A 21,794-nucleotide genomic window follows, 5' to 3' on the forward strand; every position below is an offset into this window, starting at 1 on the left:
CGATGGGCAGATCGATCCGTCGTGGATCAAAGGGTGAGTTCGAGCAGGCGTTTGACGACGTCGGCGCCGCGGTCGGCGGCCGCCCGCTCCGCCTCCTCGATCAGCCGGTTGACGTGCGCGAGCATCGTCCGCTCCGCCACGTCGGGGTCACCGGTGCGGACGGCTTCGAGGACGTCCAGGTGCTCGGGCTGGGACTGGGCGAACGTGCCATGCCCGCCGGTGATCACGTCGAGCACCAGCTCCAGGGGCGCCAGCGACTCGTCGAGCACCACGTCGCCGATCGCCTGGAGGATGCGGTTGCGCGACACGCGGAAGATCTCCCGGTGGAAGCGCATGCCGCACAGACGTGCGTTACCGCCGGCGTCGAGTGCCCTCCGGTGCTCGATGAGCAGCTCCTCCAGCCGCGTGACGTCGGCCGGTGTCGCCCGGAGCGCGGCCCACCGGGCGGCCTCGCGCTCCGCGCTGCGCCGCGCGTACAGGAGATCGAGCAGCTGGCGGGCGTCCTGGATGTCCAGTGCCTGGTGCAGCCCGTTGGCCTGCCGCAGCGTACGCCGGTTGAATCGGGCCAGGCGGCGCCCGGCGCCGGTGACCGTCCGCCCCTTGCGCCCCGAGGAGGCCGTCAGCCCCAGCTCGTCGAGCCGGGCCAGCAGGCGTGAGGTGCTGGCCTCGCTCAACGACACGCCGCTGTCGGCCAGGCGGCGCGTGGCGATGCGCGCGCCGACCGGATCGGCCGACTCGGCCACGATGTCGAGGAGCAACTGCTCCTGGTGGGTGAGGTGCGGAGAGGTCGATCGGGGATCTTCGTGCACGGGTCAGGAATCCGTTCGGGCCGGGCCGGTGGGCCCGTGTTTGTCAGTCTCGATGAAGAGACAGCGAAGAAGTGAGGAAGATTTCATCTATCTGTGGCTACAAGGTGGGAAACGTCCGATTAAGGCCGTGTAACGTTCCTCAGGTTTGATACAGATTTTTCGGTGCGCTGATAAGGCCTGGGCGGGGATGAGGATCATCGAGCCGTGTAGCCGCCGTCCGCCGTCCACGCGGCTCCGGTGACGAACGGCGACCTTGCCGTTCAGGGATACGGTCACGTTCACCTCCAGGGGTGGCGCTCGCCGACAGTGGTCGGACACTCTCAGCTTCACAGGCTATCTGTCAATACAGAGGAACTATCGTCATATCTAATCAACGATGTGACGACCAGCATTGCCGTCGGTCGTGGAGCCGCTGCTGAAGCGGACATCATGGAGGTTAGGGGTAGACAAGCGTGGCGAGCGTCTGTCATTTTTGATGGACTTCAGCGCGCGAGGAGGGACGATGCGCCCCATCCGCGGCTCGGCGTCGATCTCGTTGCTGGAGGCGTTGGCGGACACGGAGACACCGACGGGATCCCAGGCCCCCGGTCCGCCCCGCCTGATCGGACGGCCGCCCGCGAGCGCCGCACCGGGACGACCGCGCCCGCACGCATGGAAAAGACAAGAAAGGACCCCAGTGAACCTCAGCTCCAACCAGCGATTCCTCCGGGCGGCCCGCGTCTATCCGGCGGTCGGCGAGGAAGTGCTGAACGACGCGGTGGTAGAGCTCCAGGGCGACCGCATCGTCCAGGTACGCCCGGCCGCCGACGCCGCGGCCGATCTCGCGCGGCCGGATGCCCGGGTGATCGACTACGGCGATGCCACCATCATCCCGGGGCTCATCGACGCGCACTGCCACATCACCCTGACCGGCGACGGCACCCCGTACGAGCAGCAGGTCCTCGACTCCGACGAGATGATGGCGCTGATCGCCGTCAGCAACCTGCAGCGCCACCTCGCCTCCGGCGTCACCACCATCCGCGACAACGGTGGCCGCAACCGCATCGTGTTCGACGTCAGGGAGGCCATCGAGCGGGGGTACATCACCGGCCCGCGCATGTTGCTGGCCGGGCGGCCGCTCACCCACTCGTACGGCCACTTCTACTGGTGCAACGGCGTGGCCGACGGAGCGGACCAGATCCGCGCGGCGGTGCGTCGGCTGGTGGCCGAGGGCGCCGACCACATCAAGATCATGGCGTCCGGCGGCGCGACGGCGGGCAACATCCCGTACTACCCCTCCTACACCGCGGGCGAGATGCAGGTGGCGGTCGAGACCGCGCACGGCCTGGGCAGGCTGACCACGGGGCACTGCCGGGCCGCGCAGTCCATGGTGAACGCGGTCGAGGCCGGCCTGGACTGCATCGAACACGCCGAGTTCCTGGTGCCCGGCGAGATGATGGAGTTCGGTGGCGGCGTCGCCTCCAGCGGCCAGATGGTCTACGACCCGGCCGTGGCCGAGACCGTGCACGACGCCGGCACCTTCGTCAGCTTCACCGCCCAGACCGGCGGGTGGGAGACGCTGGTGGACCTGCGGCGGCAGGCCGAGCACGGCCCCCTCAGCGCTGCCGACAAGGGCCGCGTGTCGGCCATCGAGGCCTACTTCGACATGAAGCTCGGCATCCTTTCGTCGATGCTGGCCGACGGCCTGGCCCCGCGCCTCGCCATCAGCAGCGACGCCGGCCCGTACGACGTCTCCTTCGGCGGCCTCCAGCACGGCATCGAGCTGGCGGTGGCGGCCGGCATGACCCCCGTCGCCGCGATCCGCGCGGCCACCGCCGTCGCCGCCGCGGCCTGCGGCATCGCCGAGCAGGTCGGCACGCTCGTGCCGGGTCGCCTGGCCGACCTGGTGGTGGTCGGCGGCGACGCCACGCGCGACGTCTCCAGGCTCTGGGACGTCCGCGCCGTCTACCAGAGCGGCGCACTCGTCGCCCCGCTGATCGCCCACTCCGGCCAGGACACCGGCACGCGCCCGCTCACGCCTAAGGGCCGCGCCGCCTCCGTCCCCGACTGCTGAGGAGCCTGTCATGTATCCGCGAAACCTCAAGGGTTACGGTCAGCACCCGCCGCACGCGAACTGGCCCGGCGGCGCCAAAGTCGCCCTCCAGTTCGTCATCAACTACGAGGAGGGCGGCGAGCGCTCCGTCCTGCACGGCGACGGGTGCTCGGAGGCGTTTCTCACCGAGGAGCCCACCCGCGAGCTGGCCAACATCCGCAACATCAACGTCGAGTCGCAGTACGAGTACGGCAGCCGCGCGGGCTTCTGGCGCCTGCACCGCCTGTTCACCCGGCGGGACCTGCCGGTGACCGTGTTCGGCATCGCCACGGCCCTGGACAGGAATCCCGAGGCCGTGGCCGCGATGGACGAGGCCGGCTGGGAGATCGCCTGCCACGGCCTTCGCTGGATCAACTACGCCGAGATGCCCGCGGAGCTGGAACGCCAGCACATCCGGCAGGCGATCGAGCTGCACACCAGGGCCACCGGGCGGCGCCCGGACGGCTGGTACACCGGCCGCATGAGCCCCAACACCCGCCGCCTCGTGGCCGAGGAGGGCGGATTCCTGTACGACTCGGACTCCTTCGCCGACGACCTGCCCTACTGGGAGCGGGTCGGCGACCGGGACCACCTGGTGGTGCCGTACACGCTGGACAACAACGACGGGCGCTACCTCAACACCTACGGCTACCAGTCCGAAAGCTTCTCCGCCTACCTGCGCCGCGCGCTCGACCTGCTCCGCGAGGAGGGGGAGGAGCAGCCCAAGATGATGAGCGTCGGGCTGCACACCAGAATCGCCGGCCGCCCCGGCCGGGCCGCGGACCTCGTACGATTCCTCGACTACGCCGCCGAGGTCGGCGACGTGTGGGTGACCACCCGCGCCGACATCGCCCGGCACTGGCGCCGGACCCATCCCGCCTGACCCGTTGCCCCCTTCCCCGCTGGAGTCCGACCGGCGCGAGACAATCAGCAGCGCGTCGACGGGCCGCATCGACGGGGCGCTCGCCGGCGGCGCGATCCCGACCGTGCCGGTCGTCGTGTGGAGCGACTCCGAGGCTGCGCCCCTGATCTTGCATGACAGTCGATCCAAGGAGCTGACCGCGTGAACGCGAGGCATACCACCGGGACCGCGATGGCGCGGGCGCTCGCCGCCAACGGTGCCACGCTGGCCTTCGGCATCCCCGGCACCCACAACCTGGAGCTCTACCGCGGCATGGCCGCCGTCGGCATCCGGCACGTGGTGACGCGGCACGAGCAGGGCGCCGGGTACGCCGCCGACGGCTACGCCCGCGTCAGCGGTCGTCCCGGGCTCGTCGTCACCACCAGCGGTCCAGGGCTGATGAACGCGATGGCCGCGATGGCCACCGCGTACGCCGACTCGGTTCCGCTGCTGGTGATCTCGCCGGGCGTGCCGACCGGGCGCGAGCGGGCCGACTTCGGATGGCTGCACGAGATGAAGGATCAGCGGGCCGCGGCCGACGGCGCCGTGGCGCGCAGCCTGCGTCCCGGCACACCGGACCAGGCTGTGGCGGCGGTGCACGAGACGTTCGCCCGGTGGGCCGTCGAGCGGCCGCGGCCGGTGCACATCGAGGTGCCGCTCGACGTCCTGGAGGTGGACTGGGACGGCGAGGTGCCACCGCCGCCGCGCCACGCCCGCCGGGCCGCGCCCGCCCCCGAGGCGGTGGCGGAGGCCGCGCAGCTGCTGTCGGCGTCGCAGCGGCCGGTACTCGTCGCCGGCGGTGGATCGCTGGAGGCCGGCAGGTCACTCCGGGCCGTGGCCGAGGCACTCGGGGCCCCCGTCGTCACGACCACCGCCGGGAAGGGTGTGCTCGACGAGGAGCATCCCCTGTCGGCGGGGGTGCTGCCCGGCGCCTCAGGGCTGGTGAACGAGGCGGACGCCGTCCTGGTCGTGGGCAGCGAACTGGGCGAGTCGGAGATACCCGCGGGGACCCTGAGCCCGTCGGGCGTGGTCATCAGGATCGACCTCGACCCGGCCCAGCTCCACAAGAACCTCCGCGCCACCCTCCCCATCCACGCCGACGCGCGGGAGACCCTGACGGCGCTGGTTCCCCGGCTCACCGCGGGTGGCGAGGCCGCTGAAAGGGGTGGGCGGCGGGCGGCGGAGGCCCGGGCTCGCCTGCTCGATCAGGGCGACGGGAGGTGGCGCGGGATCCAGGAGGCGTTGCGGGCCGAGCTGCCCCGCGACGTCGTCATCGCCGGCGACAGCTCCCAGGTCTCCTACCTGGGCACCGCGCCTTACTGGCGGTTTTCGGCACCGCGGCGCTACCTGGTCCCCGTCGGCTACTCCACCCTCGGCTACGGGGTGCCGGCCGCGATCGGGGCACGACTGTCCGATCCGGCGCGGCCCGTGGTGGCGCTGCTCGGCGACGGCGCCTTCATGTTCAGCGCGCAGGAGCTGCTCACCGCCTCCGAGCTGGGCCTGCCGCTGCCGGTCGTGGTCATGGACAACCACGGCTTCGGCGAGATCCGCCAGAACATGCTCGACCGGGACATAGCGCCATACGCTGTGGACCTGGCCCGCCCCGACTTCACGGAGCTGGCCCGATCCATGGGCTGCCACGGCGTCAGGGTGGCCGATGCCGCCGAGGCGGCCAAGGAGGCGGCGGCCGCGCTGACCGCTTCGAAACCCACCGTGATCGTGCTGGACACCGGCCCGATGGCTCCACTTCCGTGATCCTTACCCGACCTGCCCCCGCCCCCTCAGGGCGAGCTGCCGCTGTCAGAGGCGGTCGGGGACCTCGTTGCCCGCCGCGCGGATGGCCTTGGGGAGGTTGGTCAGGGCCAGGAGGACGAAGCCGACGACGAAGAAGATGATCATGGAGACGATGGCGATGCGGTAGCTGTTGGTCAGTTGCAGCGCGATCGTCACCGTCAGGGAGCCGATGAAGGCCGACCCCTTGTCGCTGATCTGCAGCAGGCTGAAGTACTCGGCCTCCCGCCCCTTGGGGATCACCTGCGAGAACAGCGAGCGCGACAGCGCCTGCGTGCCGCCCAGCACGATCGCGATCGCGAACGCCATCAGGTAGAACTGCAGCTCCTGCCCCTCCGCCACGAACATCGCCGCCACCACGATCGCCGTCCACAGCACGAGGCTCGCCAGGACGGTGCGCTTGGTCCCGAAGCCGCGGGCCAGCCACCCCAGCAGCAGCGCCCCGAAGAACGCCACGAACTGCACCATCAGGATCGCCGTGATCTGCACCGTCTTGTCCAGCTTCAGCGCCTCGGAGGCGAAGGCGGCGCTGTTGCCGATGACCGTCTGCACGCCGTCGTTGTAGATCAGGTAGGCCACCAGGAACAGCAGCGTCAGCGGGTAGCGGCGCAGCTCGGACAGGGTGCGGCCGAGCTGGCGGAAGCTGCCGCGGACCGAGCTCATCGCCGTGCTCTCGTGGACGGGCACGGGCCGGTTGCGCAGCCGCAGCAGCGGGATGATCGTGAAGATCGCCCACCACAGGCCCGCCGACATCATGCTGATGCGCACCGCCATGCCCTCGCCCAGGCCCAGGCTCTCGTGCTGCAGATAGAGGACGAGGTTGAGCGCCAGCAGCAGGCCGCCGCCCAGGTAGCCGATCGCCCAGCCGCGCGAGGACACCCCGTCGCGCTCCTCCGGGGTGGAGATCTGCGGCAGGAACGAGTCATAGACCACGACCGAGGAGCCGTACGCGAGGTTGGCCAGGATGAACAGCACCCCGCCCAGCATGTAGCGGTCGCCCTCGACGAAGTACAGGCCCATCGTGGCCAGCGCCCCGATGTAGGCGAAGCCGCCGAGCAGCTCCCGCTTGCGGCCGGTGTGGTCGGCCAGCGCGCCCACCACGGGCAGCGCGAAGATCTGCAGCAACACCGCGATGGTCAGCGTCAGGCCGAAGAACGCGGCCGGCCTGATGTCGGCGCCCAGCACGTCGACGTACCCCAGGCCGGGGTTCGCGGCGGCCAGCTTGTCGAAGTCGGCCACGCACGTGTCGGACGCGACGGTGGGGAAGTCCTTGGCGCAGGCCGCGGTCTTGGCGACCGGGATGAGGTACGGGCCGAGGAAGACCGAGATGATCGTGGTGTAGAAGGCGGAGTTGGCCCAGTCGTAGAAGTACCAGCCGCGCTGCTCGCGCCTGCGCGCTGCGGGGGAGTCGTCGAGGGCCGCGGGGGGTGCGGGTACGGGCATGGGTCGGGTCGCTCCTATGCGCCCGGGAGGGACCGGGCTACGGGCTTGTGGGGGATACTTACGCGGCCAGGCTGCCGGGGTGCCACTGGCCGCGGCGCTCCAGCACGCCGCGCAGGGCCGTGACGTTGTCGGTCATGATGCCGTCCACGCCCAGGTCGAGCAGGCGCTCCATGCGGGCGGGGTCGTTGACGGTCCACACGTGCACCTGCATGCCGATGGCGTGCGCCGTACGCACCAGGCGTCGTGTGGTCACGCGCAGGCCGCGGAAGCCCACCGGCACCTGCGCGCACGGGACGCCGGAGCGTGACAGGCGGGCCAGCAGGCGGCCGTAGCCGGAGGTGGACGCGGCGGCCCGCAGCGCGGCGACGCCGCGCGGGCCGAGCGCCGAGCACACCTCCTTGCCCAGCGCCGCCCTGGCCAGCACCAGGCGCTCGTCGGAGAAGGAGGTCAGGCAGATCCGGTCATAGGCGTTGGTGCGCCGGATCGTCTCCGCCAGCGGGGCGATGGCGGCCGCCTCCTTGACGTCGATGTTGAACCGGACCTCCGGCCAGGTGCCCAGCAGGTCCTCCAGCAGCGGGATCTCGTGGACCCCGGCGATGCGGGCCTGCCTGACCGCCCGGTAGGGCAGCTCCGAGATGCGGCCGCGCTGGTCGGTCACCCGGTCGAGCGTGTGGTCGTGGAAGGCGAGCAGCACACCGTCGGAGGTGGCGTGCGCGTCGGTCTCCAGATAGGTGTAGCCGAGCCCGACCGCCCGTTCGAAGGCCGCGACGGAGTTCTCCGCGCCCTCGGCGGCGCCTCCGCGGTGGGCGAAGGCCAGCGGGCCCGGATGGTCGAGAAAGGCGAATCGACGGCTCAGCACGTCCTGAGTATGCCTTCCGTGGGTGAACGGTTCGGTTACGGTTCGGGGAGATTCTCCCACTCTTGGCGGCGGGCCTCGGCCAGTGCGATGGCGGCGGCCACCGCCACGTTGAACGAGCCCACCCGCCCCACCTGCGGGATGTAGCAGACGCCGTCCACGGCCTCGAGCAGGGCGGGGGAGCAGCCGTGGTCCTCGCTGCCGACCACCAGGCACACGTCGCGGGCCAGGCCGGCCCGGTGCAGCGGCACGGCCTCCGCGGTCAGCTCGATGGCCAGCACCGCGTACCCCTCCTCCTTGGCGGCCTTGACCGCCTCGGTGGCCAGGACCGGCTCATGCCAGGTGACCAGGCGTTCGGTGCCGAGCGCGGTCTTGCCCGCCTTGGGGTTGGTGGGAGGGGTGGCGTTGCCGGCGAGCCAGATCTCGTCCACGCCGAACGCGGCCGCGCTGCGGAAGATCGAGCCGATGTTGAACGGCCCCGTGACCGACTCGATGATCAGGCCGAGGCGGTTTCCGGTGTTCCTGCGCCAGGTGCGGTTGAGCCGCTTGACGTCGGTGGGGCGCAGTTGCCTTCTCATCGGGTCACCTTCAGGATGCGGTAGGCGGCCCGGCTGGCCTCGCGCGAGGCCTGCCAGCCCTGCTCGCCGAGCCAGCGCTGCAGGGAGTCCGAGCCGAGGTGTTTCTGGACGACCAGGTAGGCCACGCCGTCGGGCGTGAGCCTCGTCAGCCACCTGGTGAGCATCTCGTGCAGAGCCTGCTTCCCTATACGGATCGCAGGATTAGACCAGATTGCCCGAAATTTCACTTCATCTGGAACTTCATCGACATGCACTGACCTTACTTTGTAAAGGCGGGCGGCTTCGGCATTCCGGGCGGTCAGCTCCAGGCTGCGCCGGTTCACATCGACGGCCCACACCGTCGCCTCGGGCGCCCGGGAGGCCATGGTCAGCGCGATCGGCCCGTACCCGCAGCCCAGGTCGAGCAGGTCGCCCTCCTGCGGGGGCGGCGGAACGCTCTCCAGCAGGATGCGCGTGCCCACGTCGACCCGCTCGGGCGAGAACACGCCGCTGTCGGTCTCCAGCCGCAGGTGCAGATCGGGCAGGACCAGGTCGACCGATCCCGGCCTGCTCGCGGTCTTCGGCTGCTCGGAGAAGTAGTGGGCCACGTCGCAAAACGTTACCGGACCTCCCCAGGCCTCCCGCCCACGCCGTGGTGGTCAGAGAGCGTGCTCCAGGTCCCTGAGGTGGTCCTCCGTCATCGGGGCGCGTCCCGTCTCGACGTCGGCCAGGCGGGCGAGCATGGCGCGGAGCAGCGGGACCGCGATCCCGTCCGCCTCCGCCCGCGCGAGCACGGGCCTGTAGTGCTCGTGCACCTCCACGGGCCGGTGCCGGACGGCGATGTCGCGCCAGATGCCGCTGCGGTCCTTCGGCTGGGTACGCAGCCACGCGGTCAGCCGGTCCGTGGCCGACTCCCGCGCATCCTCCGAGGCGCCAGGGAGATAGGCGGCGGGCGAGAACGCGTCGAACGGCTCCAGCCGGAGCCCTCGGGCCACCGCGAACACCTGGCCCACCAGCCCGTACATCAACGGCCTGTGCCGGTCGATCAGGTCGGCCATGGGCGCGTCGGCCAGCGCGGTCGCGCTGAGCATGGCGCCGAAGCCCAGCTTGGCCCACAGGTATCCGCTGACGTTCGAGGTGGCCGTGGCCCCGAGCCCGGACAGGCCGGCCACCAGCTCGGAGACCCGGGCGCTGGGGGCGCCGTTCAGCTCGCCCACCACGAACGCGCCCGGCCCGCCGTCCCGGATGACCCCCGGCTCGACCACGTCGGCGAACAGGTTGACGAACGCTCCCACGACCCGCGGCTCGCCCACGTAGGAGGCGATGAGCGGCTCGTTGAGCCCGTTCTGCACCGACACGACGTACCCGTCGGCGGCGAGCCGGGGCGCGATCCAGGCGGCGGCCTGGTCGGTGGCCTGGGCCTTGACGCACAGCAGCACCCGCCGCAGCGGCCCGTCCACCTCCTCAGGGGTGGCCGCGCGCACCGGGACGCTCTCGGAGGCGCCGGAAGGGCGGCGCAGCACCACTCCGGAGCGGCGGATGGCGGCGACGTGGGCGGGGTCGGCGTCCACGAGCAGCACGTCGTGCCCGGCCCGCGCCAGGTGGAACGCGACGGTGCCGCCGATGGCCCCGCCGCCGACGATGGTGTGAGTCATGCGCGCTGTACCTCGCTCGTTCCGCTCCAGTGCAGGGGCAGGGCGTTCGTCCCCGCCGAGGCCCCTCCGTCGACCCGCAGCACCGCGCCCGTCACCCACGCGGCCTCCTCGCCGGCCAGCCAGCGGACGGCCGCCGCGACGTCCGGCGGGAGCCCGCGCCGGCCCAGGGGGTTGGCCGAGACGGCGGCGGCGTACTCCTCGGTGACGGGGTTGGCGGGGCTGTCCACGGTGACGAAGCCGGGGCCGACCGCGTTGACGCGGACGCCGAGGGGGCCGAGCTCGACGGCGGCCGCCTTGGTCAGCATCTCCAGCGCGGCCTTGGACGTGCAGTAGTGCGCCGCGCCGGGGCGGGCGCGCAGGGCGGCGCCGGAGGCGATGTTCACCACGGACCCGGTGCGGCCGCTCGCCGCGCAGGCCCGCCCGAAGGCCGCCGTGATCAGCATGGGCGCGCGTACGTTGACGTCCTGCACCCGGTCCCACTGGATCGCGGTCATCTCCAGGAACGGCGTCGCCGGGTAGATGCCGGCGGCGTTGACCACCACGTCCACCGGGCCGTACTCCTGCCAGGCCCGATCCACCAGGCCCGCGGCTGCCTCCGCGTCGGCCAGGTCGGCGACGAGCGTCCCCGCGCCGAGCCGCCCGGCGAGCTCGGTCAGCGGCTCGGCCCGTACGTCCGCCGCGGTGACGCGGGCCTCGCCCGCGAACGCCTCACAGATCCCGGCGCCGATCCCGCCGGCCGCGCCGGTGACCAGGACGTGGGAGGTCATGTCAGCTCCTTCCCCTTGGTCTCGGGCATGGTGGCGTAGACGATCACGCCGACGAGCGCGGCGGCGGCCACGTAGATCCAGACCTGGTCGCGGTGGCCGTTCGAGATGAGCCAGGTGGTGATGTACGGGGCGGTGCCGCCGAAGACCGCCACGGCCAGCGCGTACGGCAGCCCGATGCCGGTGGTGCGCACCTCGGCGGGGAACTGCTCGGCCATGATGACGGCGCAGTTGGCCGAGTATCCGACCATGAAGACCATGCCGATGATCTCGATGACGAGCAGCGAGCCGAAGCCGCCGTCGAGGAAGCGGAAGGCCGGCCAGGCCAGCAGCAGGAAGCCGATTGCGAACGCCAGCATCGTGGGTTTGCGCCCGGCCCGGTCCGACAGCAGCCCGCCGAAGGGCAGCAGGATGAGGAAGACCAGCACCGCGATGGTGTTGGCGAGCAGGGCCTGGTTCAGCGGGATGCCGGTGCTCTTGGAGGCGAACGTCGGCATGTAGCTGACCCAGATGTAGTAGAGCAGCGTGCCGGCGATGGTCACGCCGGCCACGCGCAGCGCCGCCCGCGGATGGTCCCTGACCATCGCGACCAGCGGGTTGGCGCGCCTGCGGCCCGACGACTCGACCTGGGCGAACGCCTCGGTCTCCGGCACCGACACGCGCAGCCATAGCCCGACCAGGCCGAGCAGCCCGCCGGCGACGAACGCGACCCGCCAGCCCCAGCTCTGCAGCGCCGTGTCCTCCATGGTGGAGGTGAGCAGCGTGCCGAGCGCCGAGGCGATGAGCACGCCGCCGCCCACCGACACCTGCTGCCACGATCCGGCGAACGCCCGCCGCCCGCGCGCCGCCGACTCCACCAGGAACGCCGACGACGTGCCGAACTCGCCGCCCGCGGAGAAGCCCTGCACCAGCCGGGCCAGCACCAGCACGATCGGCGCGGCGATGCCGATGGCCTCGTACGGCGGGCAGATCGCGATGGCGAACGACGCGCCGGCCATCAGCGAGATGGTCAGCGTCAGGCCCTTCTTGCGGCCGTGCCGGTCGCCGTACGAGCCCAGGATGGCCCCGCCGATGGGCCGCATGAGGAAGCCCACGGCGAAGACGGCGAGGGTGGAGAGCAGGCTCGCGGTGGAGTCGCCGGAGGGGAAGAACTGGCGGGAGAACACCGACGCGAACGTCGTGTAGATGGCCCAGTCGACCCATTCGACGGTGTTGCCGATCGCGCCGGCCACGATCGCCTTGCGCTGAGCCCCGGTCAGCCGCCCGGGTGCGGTCTCGACGGTCATCGGGCCTGCTCCAGGACGTACTCGGCGATCTGGGCGTGGGTGGCGTACCAGACGCCGTCGTGCCCGCCGACGTGGTCGAGCAGCGCCTCCAGGGCGGCCATGCGGGAGCGGTGGCCGATGATGTGCGGGTGCATGGTGAGCTGGAACAGCCCGCCCTCGGCGTAGGCGGCGTCGAACTCGTCCCGCCAGATCGCGGCCACCTCGCGCGGCGGGGTGTAGGGCCGCAGCGCGCCGTAGCGCTCCATCATCAGGTACGGCGCGTCGTCCCTGATCCACTCGACGGGGATCTCCACGACACCCGTCGGCTCGCCGTCCTGGAGCAGTTCGTACGGCTCGTCGTCGGCCATCAGGGACGAGTCGTAGAGCAGGCCGAGCTCGCGGGTGATGGCCAGGGTGTGGTCGGAGAAGTCCCACGACGGGGTGCGGATGCCGACGGGCCGGACGCGGGTCAGCTTCTCGAGGGTGCCGGCGGCGCGCAGGGCCAGTTCGCGCTCGTCGGCCGGGTCGAGCTGCATGTTGCGCTCGTGGATCCAGCCGTGCATGGCGACCTCGTGCCCGGCGGCCACGTAGTCGCGTACCTCTTCGGGGTGCAGCAGCGCGGAGACGGCCGGCATGAAGAACGAGGCGGGGATGCGGTGGCGCTCCAGCAGGCGCAGGACGCGGGGCGCGCCGACGCGGGAGCCGTACTCGCCCTGGGAGAGCTTGCCGGGCCGGGTCTCGCCGTCGCGCAGCGGGATGGTCTCGTGGTCGGAGTCGAACGACAGGGCGACGGCGGCGCGGGCGCCGCCGGGCCAGGAGGCGGGCCGCAGGCTGCGGCCGGCGCGGACCCGGGCGACGTGGCCGCGCCAGGTCTGCTCGTCCCATTGCCAGGGCTGCTGTTCTGTCATGGTGGGGGAATCTCCGTTCGTGCGGCGGGGGTGGGGACCCAGGCGCGTTTGAGCGTGGTGAGCTGGAGGGTGACGTCGGCGGCGCGCAGGCCGGGCAGGGCGCCGACGTCGTCGGTGAGGTAGCGGAACAGGTCGCCGTAGTGGCGCAGCGCCACCTGCCCGGCGAGGTTGAAGCGTCCGGTGGTGGCCGACAGGTAGCGGGTCGAGGGGTGTCCTGCCAGCTGCTGCCCGGCCTGTTCCAGCAGTCCCGGTTCGACCTCCAGCCACAACATGAACTCCACGGCGAACCCGAGCACGTCGGGCTCGGCCAGCGTGCGGAAGCGCAGGCAGCCGCGGCGCACGAGTGACTCGACCCGCCGTTTCGCGGTGGACTCGCTGCTGCCGACGGCCTGGGCGAGCGCCTTGTACGACATGCGGCCGTCCCGGCCGAGCGCCTCGACGATCGCCAGCTCCAGCTCGTCGAGCCGCTCCGGCGTGCCTTCCCTGAAGCGGTCCTCGAACGGCATCTCGGCCGCGTCACGCAGTTCGGCGGTGGCCTGGGGGTCGAGCACGCCGGGGTTCCAGTCGTGGTTGGAGACGAAGGTGCGGATGACGGCGTGCGTCTCGCTCTCGGTGACGTGGCCGTCGCCGGGCACGTCGGCGACCATCACCCGGCCGATGGCGGCGTGGGTGGGCACGACGAACTCGGCCACGCAGTCGGCGCTGCCGGACACCACCGCGACGAACCTCGCCTCGGGCCGGGCCGCGATGGCCGCGGCGACCTCGTACGTGCTGCCGGGCCTGCATCGGAAGCGGCTGAGCACCGGCACGCCGATGCCGCAGCGCAGCACGTCGACGACGCCGATGACGCGCAGCAGCCCGCTGTCGCCGAGCACGGCGGCGCGGCGGACCACGGTGGACTCGCTCGCGCCGACGAGCCGGGCGATCAGGCTCCAGGGGGCTCGCCCGTTCAGCTGGAGCGCCGCGACGATCGCGCGGTCCAGCTCGTCGATCTCGACGCCATCTTGCATGCACTACATCGTTACTGGTGGAATCCTGCGAATGCAAGTAAAAGATGACGTTATCCGCTGATTTCCCGCTTTGTCTCGGTGAACCCGTTGCGGTGCCTTGGGGAAGGGGGAGGAGCGGTCAGGGGATGCGTGAGCCGAACAGCACCGCCGCCCCGGCCACCAGCAGCCCGGCCACGATCGCGGCCACGATGAACCACTGGGTGATCTCCTGGTTGACCAGCTTGTAGCCGAGCGAGGTGCCGATCTGCTCGTAGACCTCGCGCAACTCGCTGCCGGACTCGGCGGCGTAGGCGCGGCCGCTGGTGCCGTCGGACAGCGACTGCAGGGTCTGCTTGTTGACCGGCACGTTCACCGGCCTGCCGTCGATGTTGACGGTGCCCTCCTGGGTGCCGTACGCGATCGTGGAGACCGGCACGCGGGCCTGCTGGGCCGCGTCGATGGCCTCGTTCACCGATCTGCCCGAGGTGTTGTCGCCGTCGGACAGCAGCACGATCGCGGCCGGCGGCGGGTCCGTGGCGGCCTGCTGGTCGAACGAGCGCAGCGAGTCGAGCGAGTTGAAGACCGCCTCGCCGATCGCGGTGCCCGGGCGGGTGGTGAGGGTGCTGAGGGCGGTGACCACGGCCTGGTGGTCGGTGGTGGGCGAGATGACGACGTTGGCGGAGCGGGCGAAGGACACCACGCCGACGTTGAAGCGGTCGGGCAACTCCCTGACGAACGCCTGCGCGGCGGCCTTGGCGGCGCTGATGCGGTCCGGCTGGACGTCGTCGGCGTCCATGGACAGCGACACGTCCAGCGCGATCATGATGGTGGCGCGGTCGCGCGGCACGCGTACCTGGTCGGCGGGTTTGGCCGCGCCGACGACCAGGAGCGCCATCATGGCGAGGAACAGCGCGGGCGCGACGTGGCGGCGCCAGCCGGGCCCCGCGGGGGCGACCAGGTTGAGCAGGGCCAGGTTCGTGAAGCGCACGGTGTAGCGGCGGCGGGCGAACATCGACGCGATGTACCCGGCCACCAGCAGCCCCACCAGCAGGAACAGCCACAACCACCCGGGGGCCAAAAATGTCACGTAGGTCTCCTGTGGGCGAGGTGGCTCATGCGGCGCTGGCGCAGGACGAACTGTGCCACGTCGAACACCCAGTCCCGGTCTGTACGCAGCACCAGGTGTGCGATGCCGGCGCGGCGCAGCGCCACGCGGGTGCCCTCGCGCTGCAGGGCGGCCGCCTCCGCGTATGCTTGCCGAACCTTGGGTGAAAGATGCACTTCGCGTACGTTCCCGGTCTCGGGGTCCGTGAACGCTACCCGGCCGACGTCCGGCAGCTCAAGCTCGCGCGGGTCGATCACCTCCACGGCCAGCACCTGGTGGCGGGCCGCCAGCCGCCTGATGGGCCGCTCCCACGGGCGTTCGGCGTCGGGGTCGAGGGTGGGGTGGGCGTCGAGGAAGTCGGAGACGATCAGCCGCACGCCGCGCCGCCTGCGGCTGGCCGACAGCACCTCGATGCCCTCGGCCAGGTCGGGCGCGTCGGGCACGATCCGGCCGCGTGGGGCGTCCATGAGCGAGTGCAGCAGCCCGTAGAGGGCGGGGCGGCCGGTACGGGCGGGCATGCGGTGCACGTACTCGTCGTGCAGCACCAGCGCGCCGAACCGGTCGCCCATCCTGCTCGACAGGAACCCGATCGCGCCGACGGCCGCCACCACCAGGTCGCGCTTGTCGGTGTCGGCGGTGCCGAAGTCCATGCTGGGCGACAGGTCGGCCAGCGCCCAGGTCTCCAGCTCCCGGTCGGCGATCAGGTCGCGTACGTGGGGGACGGTGGTGCGGGCGGTGACGTTCCAGTCCATGCGGCGCACGTCGTCCTCGCCGGGCACGTAGACGCGGCTGTCACCGGCCTCGCTGCCCGGCCCCGGCAGCAGCCCCTGGTGGGCGCCGTGCAGCAGCCCGTCCAGCCGCCGGGTGACCGTGAGTTCCAGCCGCCGCAGTGCCTGTTCCGCTGTGCTCATTGGTCGCTCACCGGCTCGTCAGTGCTCAACGGTTCTGGTTCCAGACGACGAGGGGCGGGGGAACGGCGTGCAGGATCTGCCTGACGACCTGCTCGGGATCGACGCCGTCGGCCAGGGCGTCGAAGGTGAGCATCAGCCGGTGCGACATGACGTCCACGGCCACGTCGCGTACGTCGTCGGGCAGCAGGTAGTCGCGGCCGCGCAGCAGGGCCAGCGCCCGACCGGCCGCGACCAGGCCCAGGGTGGCCCGCGGGCTGACGCCGATCTCGATGGTCTCGGCGAGGTCGGCCAGGCCGTACTCGGCGGGGTTACGGGTGGACATGACCAGCCGTACCACGTAGTCGGCGACGAGCTGGTGCACCGAGATCTCCTCGGCGGCCTGCTGCAGGGTCAGCAGCTTGCCCGGGTCGAGCACCCGCTCGGGGACCGGCGGGGTGACGCTCATCCGGTGGAGGATCTCCAGCTCCTCGTGGGCGCTGGGGTGCGGCACCCGTACGCGGAACAGGAAGCGGTCGCGCTGCACCTCGGGCAGGGGATAGACGCCCTCGGACTCGATCGGGTTCTGGGTGGCGAGCACGATGAACGGCTTGGGCAGCGGGTGGGTGACGCCGGCGAGGGTGACCTGCCGCTCGGCCATGACCTCCAGCAGCGCGGACTGGACCTTGGCGGGGGCGCGGTTGATCTCGTCGGCCAGCAGGAAGTTGACGAACACGGGACCGAGCTCGACATCGAACTTCTCGTTGGAGGGGTGGTAGACGCGGGTGCCGACGATGTCGCTCGGCACCAAGTCGGGGGTGAACTGGATCCGGGCGAACGTGCCGCCCACGACAGTGGCCAGGGTGGAGGCGGCGAGGGTCTTGGCGACGCCTGGGACGCCTTCAAGCAGGCAGTGCCCGCGGGCCAGCAGGGCCACGATGAGCCTTTCGACCATGTGGTCCTGGCCGACGATGACACGCCGGACCTCGTCGAGACTTTGACGCAGCAGCGCCACGTCGTTTCCGCCTGGCAACTCTTCGGCGACGCTCATGACGCCATTCCACCAAACGCGCCGCAAACGTGCACGACGCCACGTCTGTGCTTTCATGGCAAACGTGGCAAGTCCCCTGCAGTACGGCGATCCGCCTCGGCTGGGTCCATACGTGGTCCAGGCCCGCTTGCACGCGGCTCCAGCCGGTTTCGTGTACCTGGGCCAGGGACCGGACGGGCGCGCGGTCTCCCTGGCCGTGCTGACCAGAGGGGCCGCGTTCGACGCGGCGGCGCGCGAGAGGTTCGTGACCGCGGCCAAGGAGGCCAGGGGCGAGCGGTCCGGAATGCGCGGCTGGTTCGTGCGCCCCGGGCGGTCGCGGGGCGCGGTGCTGGACGGCACACCCGAGGTGCTCGACCTGAACGACGGGCACGCGCCATGGGTGGCGGTGCCGTACGTGCCGGGCCGGCCGGGGGCGGAACGTTTCCTGGAGCCGGTCATGGTGGGCGGGACGCTCATCGGGCAGGCCCACGGGCCCGACTTCGTGCCGTACTGGCTGACCGACCGCGCGCCCGCCCTGCCCGGGCCGACGCGGCGGCGCAGGCCGCTGACCGAGACCCGCAAGCGGGTGCTGACGGCCGCGCTCGCGCTGGTGCTGCTGGTGCTGCTGGTGACGGCGATCCTGCTGCTGCTCCTGCTGGGCAGGCGCGACAGCGAGCCGCAGCCCAGGCAGCTGCCGCCGACGGTGTTCGTCCCGACGCCGCCGCCGACGCCGGCGAGCCCCGAGCCGCGGCCCTCGCCGTCGCAGTCTCCGTCGCCATCGCCGTCGCAGAGCGGCCAGATCACGCCGGGGCCGACGCCAGGGGACGACGCGGGCGAAGGAGGCCCGCTCTGAAATCGATTTGAGGCTCACGTTACGTGAGGCTTTAGCGTCCGCGGCATGGAGTTCATCGTTCACGACACGCTCACGGCCATGGCCGCCCTGCTTCAGGAACCGCTCGGACGGCGGCCCGGCGCGCTGCGGGAGATGCTGGCGCCGATGCGCCAGGCGATCCCGATGCCCGGCGACATCGTCGACATCCACCACCAGGGTGGCGGCCTCCGCGTCGACGCCGACGACCCGCGCTACCTGGCCGCCGTCCAGCGCATGATCGACGCCGACGTGCTCGGCCAGGTGGGTCGGGAGCTGGGCCGCGCCTCCGAGCGGCTCCACGGTGCCAAGCAGGTCGATTCACTGCAGGTCATGTTTGTACTGGGCGATCCGGACAACGAGCACCTGATGAAGGTGACCGGCGGCTACTACGGCATGGGCGGCGCTCCCGGCTGGCTCTACCTGCTGGCCTGGCCCTCGGACGAGGTGATCGGCCGCATCGCGCACCTCGCGGTGCACGAGTTCCACCACAACGTCCGCTACACCAACGTCGAATGGAACCCGGTGACGGTGACCGTGGGCGAGCACGTGGTCGCCGAGGGGCTGGCCGAGGCGTTCGTACGGGAGCTGTCGGGTCCCGAGGCGATGGGGCCGTGGTCGTCGATGGTGACCGGGGAGGCGTACGAGACGGCATACGAGCGGATCATGGCGGATTTCGAGCTCGCCGGGATGGGGAACACACCCGCGTACGTGCTGGGGGACAGCGCGATGCGGAGCTTCGGGCAGGAGCCTCGCGGCATTCCCGACATGGCGGGATACGCGGTGGGGCTGCGGCTCGTCGACCAGGCACTGGCAGCAACGGGGCTGACCGCGACCGAGGCCACCCTGCTGCCCGCCTCCGAGCTCCTGCGCCGCGCGGGCCTCCGGCCGTGACCACCGGCCCTGCCCGCCACCGCTCACTCCCTCCGGCCTCAGCAGGGCCCTTCTCCTCCTCTCCCCCAAGGACAAACCCGTCGATCGGGATATGGGGCCGAAGGGCTCAGCCGGGGGAGACGAAGCCGGACTCGTAGGCGGCGATCACGGCCTGGGTGCGGTCGCGGGCGCCCAGCTTGGCCAGCACGTTGCCGACGTGCGTCTTGACCGTCTCCTGGCTGACGACCAGCTCGGCGGCGATCTCGTTGTTGGACAGGCCCTTCGTCATCAGGCGCAGCACATCGCCCTCGCGGCCGGTCAGCCGGTCGATCCCGGGCACCCGCGCCGAGCTCTGGGGGCGGCGCCCGGCCAGCATCCGGATCGCGGCCGGGAACAGCAGCGACTCGCCCGCGGCGACCAGCCTGACGGCTCGCAGGAGGTCGTCCGGCCTGGCGCGCTTGAGCAGGAAGCCGCTGGCCCCGGCGCGCAGCGCGTCGTAGACGTAGTCGTCGTTCTCGAACGTGGTCACCACGAGCACCTTGGGCGGGTCGTCGAGGGCCAGGAGGCGCTCGGTGGCCTGGATGCCGTCGAGTGCGGGCATGCGTACGTCCATGAGGACGACGTCGGGCCGCTCGCGGCGCACCACGGGCACGACCGCGGCGCCGTCGGCGGCCTCGCCGACCACGGTCAGGTCCGGTTCGGCGTCGATGATGATCCGCAGGCCCGCGCGGATGAGGTCCTCGTCGTCGGCGATCACGACTCTGAGCGTCATGGGCTCGACCGTAGTGGCAGGCGTACCGAAACCTTCCATCCGGCCTCGGTGGGCCCGGCCTCCAGCTCGCCACGGAGCAGCCGGACGCGCTCACGCATGCCGGTCACGCCCCTGCCTCCGGAGCGGGCGCCGTTCCCGCCTGCGGGGTTGGTGACCTCGAGGCGCAGGTCGTCATCTTGCACGGCGGCGGTCAGGCGTACGGGGCCGCGGCCGTGCTTGATGGCGTTGGTGAGCGCTTCCTGGACGATGCGGTAGGCCTCCCTGGAGACCACGGCGGGCACGGCGGACAGATCGCCCACCTCCTGCCGCACCTGCGCGCCCGAGGCGGCGACCAGCTCGTCGAGGTCGGCCAGCGTGGCCCTGGGCGCCCTTGACTGCCCCTGGGCCGCCACGCCCTTTCCCGCTCGCTCCGGACCCTGCCCGGCTCGATCGCGCCTGGCTCGCTGGGCCGGATCGCGGTCCCTCCGTACTTCGGCTGAGGTCCCAACGGGGAAGGAGGGGAGGCGGGCACCCCCTGCGACGCCGGCCACGCCGCGGTCGTGCTGTGCGACGTCGGCCGGATCGCCGTCGCCCGGGGAGATGCCGGCGGGGTTGTGGTCGGTGCGGGAGTCGCCGGCAGGTTCGCGGTCGCTCGCCGGGGCTCCGGGTCGGGCATGGTCGCTCCCCGGGACTTCGGGCCGGGCATGGTCGCTCGCCGGGACTTCGGGCCGGGCATGGTCGCTTCGTGCGACGCCGGCTGGGCCGTCCTCGCGTAGCAGGCCCAGGACACGGTCGAGGTCCTCCAGGGCGGCGCGGGCGGACTGTTCGACGGCGGCCAGGGCGGTTCTCGCCGTCTGGGGGTCGCGGTCGAGGACCCGGCCCGCGGCCGCGGCCTGGAGGGTGACGACGCTGAGCGCGTGGCCGACCGAGTCGTGCAGCTCGCGGGCCAGCCGGTTGCGTTCGGCGAGCGTACGGGCGTGCTCCTCGGCGGCGGCCAGGCGTTCGGCCGGGGTGGGGCCGAGCAGGACGGGAGCCAGCCTGGCCAGCAGTTCGCCCGCGCCCGCCGCCACCGCGACCAGCGCCGCCAGCAGCGCCAGCCCGCCCGCCACCCACGGCACGGTCGGCCATCCCGGCTCGACCGCGATCCCGATGATCGGCGTAGCCCCTCCGGCGAACGGCAAAGCGAGCGTGACCAGCGTGAACGGCACGATCGCCAGCGTGCAGCCGCTGACCAGGCCGCCGATCGCCAGGTGCAGGGTGAACCAGGCGGCGGTGCGACGGCGCTCCTGCCAGGAGCGGCCCGCCTGCCTGGGCGGGGTCTCGACGTGCGCCCCGAGCAGGCCCTGCGCCGCGTTCACCTCCAGCCCGCGAACGGGCAGGAACAGCCCGGTCAGGGCCACCACCGGCAGCACCGCCACGAACACCCCGATCTGGATGGGCAGCAACAGGTTGGCGCTCTGCCCCTGCCACTGGGTCGCGAGGACCCCGGCCATCATGTACGGCATCAGCAGCGCGCCGCCCAGGATGAGGCACGCCCATCGGCGGGGCAGGTTCCTTCTCACATCCGCGATTGTATGTCGACGGTTATTCGCTCTCAGTGGAATGCGCCCTTAGAGAAATGCGCCCCCAGCGAAATAATCCCAGAATTACCGGCCGCCGGGTCTAGCGTTTTTCCCGGAATACCCAGCACAGAAAGGCGACCGGTCATGACGGAGACCCAGCGCGCGACCTGGCCTGACCAGCTCAGCCAGCGGCTGCTGAAGGAGCGCATCGTTGTTCTCGGCCAGGAGGTTGACGACGACATTTGCAACCGGCTCTGCGGGGAGCTCCTATTGCTGGCGGCCGAAGACCCCAGGCGCGACATAACGCTTTACATCAATTCGCCGGGCGGATCCGTGACCGCTGGGATGGCGCTCTACGACATGATGCAGTTCATTCCGTGCGACGTGGCGACGGTGGCGATGGGGTTCGCCGCGTCCATGGGGCAGGTGCTGCTGTCGGCGGGTGCAAAGGGCAAGCGCTACGCCCTGCCCAATGCCCGCGTCGTCATGCACCAGCCGCTCGGCGGCATCGGCGGCTCGGCCAGCGACATCCAGATCCAGGCCGACAACATGCTCTACACCAAGCGCCGGATGGCCGAGATCATCGCCCACCACACGGGCCAGCCGCTGGAGCGCATCCAGGCCGATTCCGACCGCGACCGCTGGTTCACCGCTTCGGAGGCGCTCGAGTACGGCATCGTCGACCACATCGCAGAAGGGATGAACTGAT

22 protein-coding genes are annotated in these 21,794 nt (G+C 71.5%); 7 read left to right on the forward strand and 15 right to left on the reverse strand.

Translation table 11 applies throughout. From position 1 onward, the window contains the following. Positions 1-26: 26 nt before the first annotated feature. On the reverse strand, positions 27-809 hold the full coding sequence (locus ACQPWU_RS26555) for an FCD domain-containing protein (protein WP_433444423.1): 783 nt from the start codon (positions 807-809) through the stop codon (positions 27-29). A gap of 676 nt (positions 810-1,485) precedes the next feature. On the opposite strand from ACQPWU_RS26555, the gene ACQPWU_RS26560 reads away from it, so the two are divergent. The 4 genes from ACQPWU_RS26560 to ACQPWU_RS26575 are packed head-to-tail and all read left to right on the forward strand — an operon-like array spanning position 1,486 to position 5,536. Next, positions 1,486-2,862, forward strand: coding sequence for an amidohydrolase family protein (locus ACQPWU_RS26560; RefSeq protein WP_433444424.1), 1,377 nt, complete (start codon positions 1,486-1,488; stop codon positions 2,860-2,862). A gap of 10 nt (positions 2,863-2,872) precedes the next feature. Then, positions 2,873-3,763: an allantoinase PuuE gene (puuE, locus tag ACQPWU_RS26565; protein ID WP_433444425.1), complete on the forward strand. Its 891-nt coding sequence runs from the start codon at positions 2,873-2,875 to the stop codon at positions 3,761-3,763. 4 nt (positions 3,764-3,767) lie between these two features. After that, entirely contained in the window at positions 3,768-3,947 is a 180-nt protein-coding gene (locus tag ACQPWU_RS26570; RefSeq protein WP_433444426.1) for a hypothetical protein, read from the forward strand. Continuing rightward, positions 3,944-5,536, forward strand: coding sequence for a thiamine pyrophosphate-binding protein (locus tag ACQPWU_RS26575; RefSeq protein WP_433444427.1), 1,593 nt, complete (start codon positions 3,944-3,946; stop codon positions 5,534-5,536). The genes ACQPWU_RS26570 and ACQPWU_RS26575 overlap by 4 nt, the downstream gene beginning before the upstream one ends. Positions 5,537-5,581: 45 nt before the next feature. Here ACQPWU_RS26575 and ACQPWU_RS26580 read toward each other — a convergent pair whose 3' ends face one another. From ACQPWU_RS26580 to ACQPWU_RS26635, 12 genes are all read right to left on the reverse strand, one after another. Then, positions 5,582-7,015, reverse strand: coding sequence for an MFS transporter (locus tag ACQPWU_RS26580; protein WP_433444428.1), 1,434 nt, complete (start codon positions 7,013-7,015; stop codon positions 5,582-5,584). 58 nt (positions 7,016-7,073) lie between these two features. Continuing rightward, the gene (locus ACQPWU_RS26585; RefSeq protein WP_360703284.1) at positions 7,074-7,871 is read right to left on the reverse strand and encodes a glycerophosphodiester phosphodiesterase; all 798 of its coding nucleotides are present in this window, start codon (positions 7,869-7,871) and stop codon (positions 7,074-7,076) included. 38 nt (positions 7,872-7,909) lie between these two features. After that, positions 7,910-8,449 (reverse strand): TrmH family RNA methyltransferase, encoded by a 540-nt coding sequence (locus ACQPWU_RS26590; protein ID WP_360703258.1) that lies wholly within the window; start codon positions 8,447-8,449, stop codon positions 7,910-7,912. Beyond that, positions 8,446-9,036 (reverse strand): class I SAM-dependent methyltransferase, encoded by a 591-nt coding sequence (locus ACQPWU_RS26595; RefSeq protein ID WP_433444429.1) that lies wholly within the window; start codon positions 9,034-9,036, stop codon positions 8,446-8,448. The genes ACQPWU_RS26590 and ACQPWU_RS26595 overlap by 4 nt, the downstream gene beginning before the upstream one ends. 51 nt (positions 9,037-9,087) lie before the next feature. Then, positions 9,088-10,083: a ketopantoate reductase family protein gene (locus ACQPWU_RS26600; RefSeq protein ID WP_433444430.1), complete on the reverse strand. Its 996-nt coding sequence runs from the start codon at positions 10,081-10,083 to the stop codon at positions 9,088-9,090. Then, positions 10,080-10,850 (reverse strand): SDR family NAD(P)-dependent oxidoreductase, encoded by a 771-nt coding sequence (locus tag ACQPWU_RS26605; RefSeq protein WP_433444431.1) that lies wholly within the window; start codon positions 10,848-10,850, stop codon positions 10,080-10,082. The genes ACQPWU_RS26600 and ACQPWU_RS26605 overlap by 4 nt, the downstream gene beginning before the upstream one ends. Next, complete coding sequence (locus ACQPWU_RS26610; RefSeq protein ID WP_433444432.1) at positions 10,847-12,133, reverse strand: MFS transporter; 1,287 nt, start codon at positions 12,131-12,133, stop codon at positions 10,847-10,849. The genes ACQPWU_RS26605 and ACQPWU_RS26610 overlap by 4 nt, the downstream gene beginning before the upstream one ends. After that, positions 12,130-13,020, reverse strand: coding sequence for a polysaccharide deacetylase family protein (locus tag ACQPWU_RS26615; protein WP_433444433.1), 891 nt, complete (start codon positions 13,018-13,020; stop codon positions 12,130-12,132). The genes ACQPWU_RS26610 and ACQPWU_RS26615 overlap by 4 nt, the downstream gene beginning before the upstream one ends. Next, positions 13,017-14,030, reverse strand: a complete 1,014-nt coding sequence (locus ACQPWU_RS26620) for an Lrp/AsnC family transcriptional regulator (protein ID WP_433444434.1) — start codon at positions 14,028-14,030, stop codon at positions 13,017-13,019. Before ACQPWU_RS26620 ends, ACQPWU_RS26615 begins: the two co-directional genes overlap by 4 nt. A 118-nt stretch (positions 14,031-14,148) precedes the next feature. Then, entirely contained in the window at positions 14,149-15,096 is a 948-nt protein-coding gene (locus ACQPWU_RS26625; RefSeq protein ID WP_360713311.1) for a VWA domain-containing protein, read from the reverse strand. Beyond that, the gene (locus ACQPWU_RS26630; protein WP_433444435.1) at positions 15,093-16,025 is read right to left on the reverse strand and encodes a DUF58 domain-containing protein; all 933 of its coding nucleotides are present in this window, start codon (positions 16,023-16,025) and stop codon (positions 15,093-15,095) included. Before ACQPWU_RS26630 ends, ACQPWU_RS26625 begins: the two co-directional genes overlap by 4 nt. Positions 16,026-16,050: 25 nt before the next feature. After that, a complete protein-coding gene (locus ACQPWU_RS26635) occupies positions 16,051-17,052 on the reverse strand; it encodes an AAA family ATPase (RefSeq protein WP_433444436.1) in 1,002 nt (333 codons plus the stop codon). 55 nt (positions 17,053-17,107) lie between these two features. On the opposite strand from ACQPWU_RS26635, the gene ACQPWU_RS26640 reads away from it, so the two are divergent. Together ACQPWU_RS26640 and ACQPWU_RS26645 are read left to right on the forward strand one after the other, a co-directional pair. Next, the gene (locus ACQPWU_RS26640; protein ID WP_433444437.1) at positions 17,108-17,884 is read left to right on the forward strand and encodes a hypothetical protein; all 777 of its coding nucleotides are present in this window, start codon (positions 17,108-17,110) and stop codon (positions 17,882-17,884) included. 45 nt (positions 17,885-17,929) lie between these two features. Further along, complete coding sequence (locus ACQPWU_RS26645; protein ID WP_433444438.1) at positions 17,930-18,793, forward strand: DUF2268 domain-containing protein; 864 nt, start codon at positions 17,930-17,932, stop codon at positions 18,791-18,793. A 106-nt stretch (positions 18,794-18,899) separates the two neighbouring features. Here ACQPWU_RS26645 and ACQPWU_RS26650 read toward each other — a convergent pair whose 3' ends face one another. Continuing rightward, positions 18,900-19,544, reverse strand: a complete 645-nt coding sequence (locus tag ACQPWU_RS26650; protein WP_433444439.1) for a response regulator — start codon at positions 19,542-19,544, stop codon at positions 18,900-18,902. Beyond that, a complete protein-coding gene (locus ACQPWU_RS26655) occupies positions 19,541-21,085 on the reverse strand; it encodes a histidine kinase (protein ID WP_433444440.1) in 1,545 nt (514 codons plus the stop codon). The genes ACQPWU_RS26650 and ACQPWU_RS26655 overlap by 4 nt, the downstream gene beginning before the upstream one ends. A gap of 144 nt (positions 21,086-21,229) precedes the next feature. Between ACQPWU_RS26655 and ACQPWU_RS26660 the strand changes: the two genes are divergently transcribed. Then, positions 21,230-21,793 (forward strand): ClpP family protease, encoded by a 564-nt coding sequence (locus ACQPWU_RS26660; protein ID WP_433444441.1) that lies wholly within the window; start codon positions 21,230-21,232, stop codon positions 21,791-21,793. The last annotated feature ends 1 nt before the right edge of the window (position 21,794 follow it).

It is taken from the genome of Nonomuraea sp. CA-141351 (assembly GCF_050944675.1).
GTDB lineage: Bacteria > Actinomycetota > Actinomycetes > Streptosporangiales > Streptosporangiaceae > Nonomuraea.

Excerpts from the sequence above, each read along its gene's own strand:
- ACQPWU_RS26650 (WP_433444439.1), bottom strand. The coding sequence starts at position 19,544 with ATGACGCTCAGAGTCGTGATCGCCGACGACGAGGACCTCATCCGCGCG.
- ACQPWU_RS26605 (WP_433444431.1), bottom strand. The coding sequence starts at position 10,850 with ATGACCTCCCACGTCCTGGTCACCGGCGCGGCCGGCGGGATCGGCGCC.
- ACQPWU_RS26600 (WP_433444430.1), bottom strand. The coding sequence starts at position 10,083 with ATGACTCACACCATCGTCGGCGGCGGGGCCATCGGCGGCACCGTCGCG.
- ACQPWU_RS26635 (WP_433444436.1), bottom strand. The coding sequence starts at position 17,052 with ATGAGCGTCGCCGAAGAGTTGCCAGGCGGAAACGACGTGGCGCTGCTG.
- ACQPWU_RS26660 (WP_433444441.1), top strand. The coding sequence starts at position 21,230 with ATGACGGAGACCCAGCGCGCGACCTGGCCTGACCAGCTCAGCCAGCGG.
- ACQPWU_RS26645 (WP_433444438.1), top strand. The coding sequence starts at position 17,930 with ATGGAGTTCATCGTTCACGACACGCTCACGGCCATGGCCGCCCTGCTT.
- ACQPWU_RS26590 (WP_360703258.1), bottom strand. The coding sequence starts at position 8,449 with ATGAGAAGGCAACTGCGCCCCACCGACGTCAAGCGGCTCAACCGCACC.
- puuE (WP_433444425.1), top strand. The coding sequence starts at position 2,873 with ATGTATCCGCGAAACCTCAAGGGTTACGGTCAGCACCCGCCGCACGCG.
- ACQPWU_RS26580 (WP_433444428.1), bottom strand. The coding sequence starts at position 7,015 with ATGCCCGTACCCGCACCCCCCGCGGCCCTCGACGACTCCCCCGCAGCG.
- ACQPWU_RS26610 (WP_433444432.1), bottom strand. The coding sequence starts at position 12,133 with ATGACCGTCGAGACCGCACCCGGGCGGCTGACCGGGGCTCAGCGCAAG.
- ACQPWU_RS26615 (WP_433444433.1), bottom strand. The coding sequence starts at position 13,020 with ATGACAGAACAGCAGCCCTGGCAATGGGACGAGCAGACCTGGCGCGGC.
- ACQPWU_RS26620 (WP_433444434.1), bottom strand. The coding sequence starts at position 14,030 with ATGCAAGATGGCGTCGAGATCGACGAGCTGGACCGCGCGATCGTCGCG.
- ACQPWU_RS26640 (WP_433444437.1), top strand. The coding sequence starts at position 17,108 with ATGGCAAACGTGGCAAGTCCCCTGCAGTACGGCGATCCGCCTCGGCTG.
- ACQPWU_RS26630 (WP_433444435.1), bottom strand. The coding sequence starts at position 16,025 with ATGAGCACAGCGGAACAGGCACTGCGGCGGCTGGAACTCACGGTCACC.